The 6,518-nt window shown below is 65.1% G+C and carries 7 protein-coding genes and 2 pseudogenes; 6 read left to right on the top strand and 3 right to left on the bottom strand.

Annotated elements, in window-relative coordinates; genetic code table 11:
• Positions 1-170: 170 nt before the first annotated feature.
• Both OC184_RS19105 and OC184_RS19100 read right to left on the bottom strand, forming a co-directional pair.
• Positions 171-452, bottom strand: a complete 282-nt coding sequence (locus tag OC184_RS19105) for a hypothetical protein (protein WP_265508741.1) — start codon at positions 450-452, stop codon at positions 171-173.
• Between the two features lie 365 nt (positions 453-817).
• The gene (locus OC184_RS19100; RefSeq protein WP_265508740.1) at positions 818-2,737 is read right to left on the bottom strand and encodes a M10 family metallopeptidase; all 1,920 of its coding nucleotides are present in this window, start codon (positions 2,735-2,737) and stop codon (positions 818-820) included.
• 503 nt (positions 2,738-3,240) lie between these two features.
• On the opposite strand from OC184_RS19100, the gene OC184_RS19095 reads away from it, so the two are divergent.
• The 6 genes and pseudogenes from OC184_RS19095 (at position 3,241) to OC184_RS19070 (ending at position 6,187) form a co-directional block, all read left to right on the top strand.
• Positions 3,241-4,056 (top strand): ATP-binding cassette domain-containing protein, encoded by an 816-nt coding sequence (locus OC184_RS19095; RefSeq protein WP_265508738.1) that lies wholly within the window; start codon positions 3,241-3,243, stop codon positions 4,054-4,056.
• Positions 4,057-4,156: 100 nt separating this feature from the next.
• Positions 4,157-4,483 carry an ATP-binding cassette domain-containing protein gene (locus tag OC184_RS19090; protein WP_265508736.1) on the top strand — a complete coding sequence of 109 codons (327 nt, stop codon included), beginning with the start codon at positions 4,157-4,159 and terminating at the stop codon, positions 4,481-4,483.
• Positions 4,480-4,674: a hypothetical protein gene (locus OC184_RS19085; protein ID WP_265508735.1), complete on the top strand. Its 195-nt coding sequence runs from the start codon at positions 4,480-4,482 to the stop codon at positions 4,672-4,674. Before OC184_RS19090 ends, OC184_RS19085 begins: the two co-directional genes overlap by 4 nt.
• Positions 4,664-4,849 carry a hypothetical protein gene (locus OC184_RS19080; RefSeq protein WP_265508734.1) on the top strand — a complete coding sequence of 62 codons (186 nt, stop codon included), beginning with the start codon at positions 4,664-4,666 and terminating at the stop codon, positions 4,847-4,849. The genes OC184_RS19085 and OC184_RS19080 overlap by 11 nt, the downstream gene beginning before the upstream one ends.
• A 119-nt stretch (positions 4,850-4,968) precedes the next feature.
• Positions 4,969-5,730, top strand: a complete 762-nt coding sequence (locus tag OC184_RS19075; protein ID WP_265508733.1) for an ABC transporter permease — start codon at positions 4,969-4,971, stop codon at positions 5,728-5,730.
• A 1-nt stretch (position 5,731) separates the two neighbouring features.
• Positions 5,732-6,187 (top strand): annotated as a pseudogene (locus OC184_RS19070) (dihydroxyacetone kinase subunit DhaK).
• 46 nt (positions 6,188-6,233) lie between these two features.
• Here OC184_RS19070 and OC184_RS19065 read toward each other — a convergent pair.
• Positions 6,234-6,380: pseudogene (locus OC184_RS19065) on the bottom strand (sugar-binding domain-containing protein); the annotation flags it as partial.
• Positions 6,381-6,518 lie beyond the last annotated feature (138 nt).

Below are 6,518 nucleotides of genomic sequence, written 5' to 3'. Positions count from 1 at the left end.
GCAGCGTTGTAGGCAGACCAGTTCAGGGTGCGGTAGCGAGTAAGCGCGAGCTTGGACATGCCGTTCAGCTATGTCGCTGGACGTGCAATGTGTATCCCAAAAAGGCTTCATGCAACAACGCCCTTTTTCGTAGCTTTTGCAATGAACGTATCGCCGCCGCCGCAGTGCTGTCACCATTGGGTCTTTGAGAATTGCTGCCTGATCAGCTCGGCGTGGCCGCAACGAAGATCAGCCGCAGGTTTGCTGCGCTCTACCGGGCCGAGGCCGGGCTCACGATCCCCGAATGGCGGGGCCTGACGCATCGGCCAGATACTCGGGAACGGCTCCCACAGCGCACAGGTGGCGGCACCCGCGTCCTCGGTCAGGAACGGCATGTCGATCAGCGACGTGCGCGGGAACCGGCCGCGCGGGATGCCGATCAGACCGTTGGCGATGTCGACGATCCGAGCCATCACCTGTTCCTGCTGGCGCGCGATGTCCAGCCCGTTGAAGCTGCCGCTCGAACCGGACCATCTGGGATATTCTATCGGGGTCGTTGCCCTCGAAGCGCTGAACACGACCAAGGCCTGCACGGCTGTGCCCGCCGCAGCCCATCGGCCTGCCGTCGTGCTGTGGCATAGACCGGCCTGGCACTGACAAGCCTTTCAGCGCGCTGCCGGTACTGCCGTCGCCAACGAGAGGTACTCGCGTAGCGCCGCTGAATGACCGCATCGTCTGGGCGGCTTTTGCCGTGGGAACAAGCCATCCCCAAGGCGCCTTGCCACTTGCCAACAGCCTGACCGCGCCGGCGGATTTCCGGCCGACGCAGTATCAGATCTCAGAGCACGAAGTCGGCGCTGGCCAGTGTGTCCCTCAGCCCCTGGACGAAGATCGCCATCTCGGCCGTCGCGTCATCATCCGTGTTGAGCTCGATCAGCAGACCGCCGCTCAGCACCTTCTGGCGGATCTCGCCCGCCGAGAAGGAGCCGCCGGTGTCCAGTCTGAAGGCCTGGTTGCCCCTCAGCCCCGCGTCGGCATCGATGTTCGACAGCACGATGTCATCAAGGCCACTGGTGAAGCCGCCGCTGATGACGTCGCGCGAGGCGAAGGAGGGGCCGCTGTCACCCGCGGCCAGGAAAATGAAGTCGTCAGCGCCCGCCCCGCCGTTCAGGATGTCCCTGCCGGCACCGCCGATCAGAACGTCATTGCCGTTGCCGCCCAGAAGGACGTCGTTGCCGGCCGCGCCCTTCAGCGTATTCGCAGCTGCATTCCCGGTGATGCGGTTCGCCAAGACGTTGCCCACGCCGTTGATCGCACCGCTGCCAGTCAGCACCAGGTTCTCGAGGTTGGCGCCAAGGGCATAGCCGTAGCCTGCGCGCACCGTGTCGATGCCGGCGCCAGCGGCCTCGACGACCGTGTCGCCGGCGGTCGCCAGCACATAGGTGTCGTTGCCGCGCCCGCCCAGAAGCCGATCGGCTCCACCCAGACCATTCAGCACGTTGGCCGCGGCATTGCCGATGATTCGGTTCGCCAAGGCGTTGCCCACGCCGTTGATCGCACCGCTGCCGGTCAACACAAGGTTCTCGACGTTGGCGCCAAGGGCATAGCCGTAGCCCGCGCGCACCGTGTCGATGCCGGCGCCCGCAGCCTCGACGACCGTATCACCGGCGGTCGTGAGGATATAGGTGTCGTTGCCGCGCCCCCCTGCCAGCCGGTCCGCTCCGCCGAGGCCGTTCAGAACGTTAGCCGCGGCGTTGCCCGTCAGCGTATCGTTGTATGCTCCGCCGACCGCATTCTCGATCACCGCGCCATTGGCGATGGTGAACCCGCCGTGAATCCCGGCGGCGAAGGACACGAAGCCGCCGGCGCCCGGCCCGGACGAAAGCGTCGCAGGCCGCAGGTCGATGGTGTTGCTGCGGTCCGCCGCGCCCACGATCCTGTCGATGCCGCCAGCGTCCCAGATGCAGGAATAGAAGGTACCGACCTGGTTGGCACCGGGCAGGACATAGGTGTCGCTGCCCGTCCGATGGCTGGTGTTCGCGCCGTACATGGCCTGAAGTGCCGCGATATCGAGCGCCATGGGTCCGGATTCGCGACCATAGGCCGGGCTTTCGGGGATGCCGAGCGGCCGCGTATGCCAACCGCTGTTGTAGGACATCATCGTATAGATGCCCTGGTTCAGGCCATAGTCGCCGAAGTCGCCGAAGGCGCTGGTCACGCCAGGAAAGACGGTGGACCGGCCGCCGTCATCATGGGGATGCGCAAGGCCTATCGCATGACCAAGTTCATGGATGAAGGTGCAGAAGTCGTAGCCACCCTTGACCAGCATGGCGGGGCCCGAGGCGGGATCGTAGACCTCCCAGTTGATCGCGACGAGGCCCTGCGCCTCTCCGTTCACGAAGCCCTCGCCCGGCGGAATGGCCCAACCCAGATTACCCTCGGCATCGACATCGTCCACGCTGGCCCAGACAAGATCCGCATCTGCCATCGACGAAACTGTCCGGAAGTCGATGTTGCAGGCCGCCTCGAAGGATCGCATTGCCGCCGTCATTGCCGCGCTTTCCTCCGGAAAAAGCTCGTAGGCGGTGATCGACGAACCTGTCCCGTCGCTCAGCACTTCATCGCCGGCCTGGCCGGCGAGGTAAGTACAGACCACGGTGGTGCCACCGCCCGAGGACCACTTGGTGCCCCAGCTGATTCCATCCACCCACGTGTTGCCCGTGACGGGCGTCACGGCGACCTGAGCCGTACCAGCCATGCATAAACCCCATGAGGAGGCGTGGCGGCACCATGCCCGACATGTCGCCCTCCTCGAATCGCTGTGACGCTAGGGGGTGAGGCGTTGTTACGTAAAGAGAGACATCGCCACCGCCGCTGAATATCTGGTTCCAATTCGAAAGATGCCCGTGAGGTTGATCATCGCTACGACACGCGAGGTTCTGCGCGACGATCCGGCACCTGATCGACAGCGGTTATTGAATGCCTGCGTGGCCGTTTCGTCGGGCCTGCAGTCTCGCGGAGCGAGCAGACGGAGCTTGAAGAGCGTGCCGCGCCTGGCTGCAAGAGGAATGGCTGAACCCGATGCCCAGCCATCGGTCCCGGATTACTTGGACACCGGCAACGCGGCCCTGACCCAGGGCAACGTCGGCGTCTGACGCATCCGCTTCCTGCGGTCACCCGTCCGGCAGGCTGCAGGAACACCCCCCGGAGGAACGACATAGCCTATCTGGAGGCACGCGGCTTGGGCCGCGATTTTCCGGCGTGACTACGCTGGATGGAGTCGATCTGGACATCGGACTCGGCCGCATGCACATCCTGGCGGGCGGAAACGGCGCGGGAAAATCTGCGCTGATCAGGTTCTTAACGGGATCGGACCGTGCTTCTCGCGGGTCGATCCTGATCGACGGAAGGCACCCGGTCGAACATCCCCAGATGTTCCGCAAGATCGCCTATGTTCCGCAGGAACTGCCGCTGTTTCCGGATGTCAGCGCGGCCGAGAACCTGTTCATGCCCTCCGACCGCACCGGCCACGGCGGTCTGGTGAACCGCAGGCGCATGGAGGCCCAAGCGCAGACATATCTGGAGCGTTTCGGGATCGAGGCGCGCCCTTCGGACCTGGTGCGGCACATCTCGGTCCCTGACCAGCAGCATTTGCAGATCACGCGGGCATGGTTCAATCGTGATATGAAGGTGCTGATCCTGGACGAACCTACGGCGGCCCTGACGGCGCGAAAGGTCAGCGTGTCTTCAAGGTCATCCGCGGCTTTCAGGACCGCGATCACGCGATCGTCTTCATCTCTCACAAGATGGGGGAGGTGTTCGAGGTCGGCGACGATTACACACTGTGTGCAACGGCGAGAAGGTGGCGGCCGGCGCCGTGGCCGATTTGACGAACCGCGCCTGATCCGCGCCATGTCCGGCCGCGAGGTCGCCGTCGACGACCATTTCCGCCCCGATACGGCCGTGGGCGAAACCCTGCCGGAGGTCGAGGACCTCGCCCGGACGATGTTCGACGATGTCAGCTTCAAGCTTCGCCTTGCTTTGCCGGGCTTGTGGGCGCGGGACGGTTCGAGCTGATGCAGACGATATTCGGCTTCCGCAAGGCCAGTGCCGCCCGGGTCCGCGTCGGGGGCTTGACTGGCGCCTTGGCGACACCGCCAGCTCTGTAGCCGGGGGCATGCTCTACCTGTCGGAAGAGCGCAAGCATCACGACATCTTCCCGCTTCTGTCCCTGTGCGACATTATCGGCATGTCGGTCCTGCCGCTGACCTCGGGCGTGGCGGGCATCGACTTCGCCAAGGAACGCTCGCTTGTCCGGAGGGTGATCGACAATCACGGCATCCACGCGTCCGGGCGGGGCCAACGCATGTGGACGCTGCCGGGCGGCAACCGGCAGAAGGCCATCATCGGCCGCGCCATGGCCACGACGCCCCCCATCCTGATCTTCGACGAACCCACCAAGGGATCGACATCCGCTTCAAGTCCGAGATCTATCGCATCATGAAGTCGCTGGCCGAGGACGGCGTCGGCGTCATCCTGATCTCGTCCGAGATGACCGAGTCGCGCCGCTGCGCCGGCCGCATTACCGGCAATCTCGACGCCGCCACCACCGCGACGGAAACGCTGGTCGGCGCGATCTTCGCGACCGGCACCGACGGCGCGCCATCAGACCCGGAGACGGCCGATGTCCACTGACGCTTCCGCAGCGGTCCGACAGCCCTCGGCCCTGTCGATCCTGATCCGCAACCCGCTGGCCGGCGTCATCATCGCGCCGGTGGCGATCTTCGTCGTGTCGGCGCTGATCTCGTCCTGTTTCCTGACGGCCTACAACATGTCCGTCATCGCTGGCTTGCCTTCGTCGGCCTCGTGACCATCGCGCAGGCATCGCTGATGATCCTGCGCGAGCTTGACCTGTCGCTTGGCACGATCGGCGGCCTCTGCGGGGACGTGTCGGGCATGCTGATGGTGCAGGCAGGGCCGCCTTAGGGGGTGGCGCTGGTCCTGGCGCTGGTGCTGGGGATGGCGCTGGGGCAGCTGAACGGCTTTCTGGTCACCACCCTGGGCCTGCATTCGCTGGTCCTGACCATCGGCACCACCGGCATCTACGGCGGCGCGATCCTGATGCTGACCAAGGGGGTCGCCATCACCGGCATCCCCGAGGGAATCCAGTTCCCGGGTCGCGGCGACGTCCTCGACCTACCGGTGCCGCTCATCATCATGCTGCTGGTCCTGGCCGCCGCGCTGTTCCTGACCACCCGCACGCCGATGGGCCGCTACATGTATGCGATCGGCAACAACGCCGCCGCCGCGCGGATGTTGGGGATCCGCGTGGGCCGCATCCGTCTGCTGGTCTTCACCTTCGCAGGCATGCTGTCGGCGCTGGCTGGCCTGCTGATGGTCGCCCGGCTGGGGACCGCGCAGCCTTCCATCGGGCAGGCATGGGTGCTGGCGCCGATCGCGGCCTCGGTCATCGGCGGCGTTGCCACCACGGGCGGCGTCAGCTCTCCGCTCGGCGCGATCTTCGGCGCGGGCCTCATCGCCATCATCGAGAACATCATCGTCCTCTTCGGCGTCTCGCCTATTGGCAGGGCGTCGTGTCCGGCGCGATCGGGGTCCTTGCCATCTCATTCGACTCTTTGTCGCAGCGTTATATCCGCCGCGGTGCCTGAGGCCAGAAACCGGAACAGATACGACCAAGACAAAGAAGCTGATCAACACCCCCAAGGACATTATCCCGCAGGTCATCGCTGAAATGGTGGCGGCCCATCCCCACCTGCTGACGCTCAAGGGCGCGACCGGCCGCGGGCTTGCGGATGCAGCGGCAGTCGGCAACATCTTCGCTTCGCCCTTGCCGGAACAGATGTTGGATGCCGCCCGCGCGGCTGACGGCGGGGCAGAAGTCTGCTTTCTCTATGGCAACTACACCGGTGACGTGATGAACTTCATCATTTCCGCCGAAGAGTTGCAGGGCTCGGGCGTCCGTGTCTAGCAGGTCGCGGTGTCCGACGACGTCGCCTGGGCCCCGCGCGATCGGCGGTCCGAACTCCGGGGAATCGCCGGCGACTTCTTTGTCTTCAAGATCGCAGGCGCCGCCGCCGACCTGGATGAACCTCTGGCCCGCGACAACGCCCTTGCGCAGGGGGCCTGCGATGGGACGCTGTCGATGGTCGTGGCACCTGCGCCTGCTCGCTGCCGCAGACCTTCCTGATGCTTCATCCGATGGCGCTGACGTGGAAAAGATGCGGGCCTGAGCATCAGCGTGGCTCAGCCAGCAGCGCCCGGCCCACGCCCTTATCGGTAACCAGCCGGTTCACATAGCCTGCCCGCAGGATGGCGCGGATGATCTGGATCTTGTCGATCCCGCCGGACACGAGGACGGACATCGGCTTCAACTTAAGCTTGGCAGGGCTGAGCGCGCGATATTGGCGAAAGTTGGTGACGCCTGGTCAGGCGGCTGCTTGAAGTTGACGGAGGCCGTCGCGGAACTCAACCCCCTGGATGATCTGCGGCAGACGGTTCTGGCCGCCGAGTTTGCGCCA

The sequence above is a fragment of the Paracoccus rhizosphaerae genome (genome assembly GCF_026162645.1).
In the GTDB taxonomy this organism is placed as follows: domain Bacteria; phylum Pseudomonadota; class Alphaproteobacteria; order Rhodobacterales; family Rhodobacteraceae; genus Paracoccus; species Paracoccus rhizosphaerae.
This window is presented reverse-complemented; position numbering and strand designations above follow the sequence as displayed.